This is a genomic window from Gemmatimonadota bacterium (assembly GCA_039715185.1).
Taxonomy (GTDB): Bacteria; Gemmatimonadota; Gemmatimonadetes; order Longimicrobiales; family RSA9; genus DATHRK01.
The window spans coordinates 1-1,311 of the sequence record JBDLIA010000228.1 but is presented as its reverse complement, the minus strand read 5'-3'; the positions used below and the strand labels follow the sequence as shown (position 1 = coordinate 1,311).

At 65.5% G+C, this 1,311-nt stretch carries 1 protein-coding gene; it reads right to left on the bottom strand.

Features of this window, described 5'->3' with window-relative positions:
* Positions 1-89: 89 nt before the first annotated feature.
* The gene (locus ABFS34_16885; protein MEN8377102.1) at positions 90-1,208 is read right to left on the bottom strand and encodes a hypothetical protein; all 1,119 of its coding nucleotides are present in this window, start codon (positions 1,206-1,208) and stop codon (positions 90-92) included.
* Between the last annotated feature and the right edge of the window lie 103 nt (positions 1,209-1,311).

Here is a 1,311-nt window from a genome sequence, read left to right as displayed (position 1 = left end):
CCGATGTCTGCCTAAGAGCGCACGAGAGCCCTCGAACCGAGCGTCGTGCGACACGTCAGCCGCGGCGGGTTCACATCAGGCTGTCGAGGTCATGCGTGCCCCGGCGGTCCGATGGCGTTGGCGAGCGGATGTTCTCGATCGCAGACCACAGGTGTCGGCGGTGGCCGCCGCGGGGACATCGGTTTGCGATGTGATAGCGGCGGCAGTGTCACATCCAGAGGAACCCCTGCCTGTGGCAGAAACGCCTCGACCGCGTCGCGACCAGACGCGAGCATCTCGTCGAAAGTTCGGCACACCGCCCGGAACGCTCGGCGCAACTTGCGCGAGCGGGTATGACACGGCGGGGCCGGGCTCCTCGCTGACTGCCGAGGGCGGTCGAACGGATCCGTTGCCAAGATCGCGCGCACGCCGAGCGGCTCCGTGCCGTCTCGCTCGTGTCGCATGCGCGTCGCGCAATCGTCCTCGCGGAGCATCTCGGCGACTCGAGCTCGGCGCTGTCCGACCTTTAGACGCTGCCAATGCGGAAGCGGGACCAGCTCGATCGGATACTCAAGCCAGACCTGCGGAGCTTTTGGAAGCTGCAGGGAGGTGCCGCGGGCCGCGGCGCGCTCGAGCTTGCGCCTTTGGCGACGCCGAAGCTCCCCCTCTGCGACCCGGTCCCGCCAGCGACCGACAAGGGGCTGTCCTCCCAGTAGCGGGTCGATGGAGCCGATGCCCGGCCACTGTCGCGCACTCCAGACCAGGTTTTCCTTCGTGCCCTGGGTCAGGACGTAGCGGAAACGTTCGTCGAGAGCTTCTTCGTCCAGGATCGGGATCGCTCGGTAGCGCCGCTCCCAAAACGTCCCGTCTCGATCCCGGTGACCGTTGAGGCGCTTGGCGGCCGTCGACAAAAAGTCGCGCATGAAACTCGACAGGACATACGCCGAGTCGGGGCACGCGACGAAGCAGCCGTGGTTCGACAGAACGGACACCACGTTTAGATTCAGCTCGGGGTAGCGATGGTAAGCGCGGCCGAGGCAGCCCAAGATCAGCTCGCTGGCTTCCTTGTCAGGACGAAGTTGGAATCGCTGTTGGTGCGTTCGGAACGTCACTTCGACCGCGCAGCGCGGTGGGATGATGACGTCTCCGATGTGTATTTCGTGATCGGCGCCAAAGAAGCGGCGAGGATTTGCCATGGACGACAGCGCAGCAAAAAGCGTGACAACCACAACTCCGCAGACTCGCGTGCGAGGTGTCCGAGCCCCCGGCCGGTCGCCGACCGAATCTGCCACCAAGTGTCCGGCTCTCCGGACGACCGCGTCCTGTGAGACC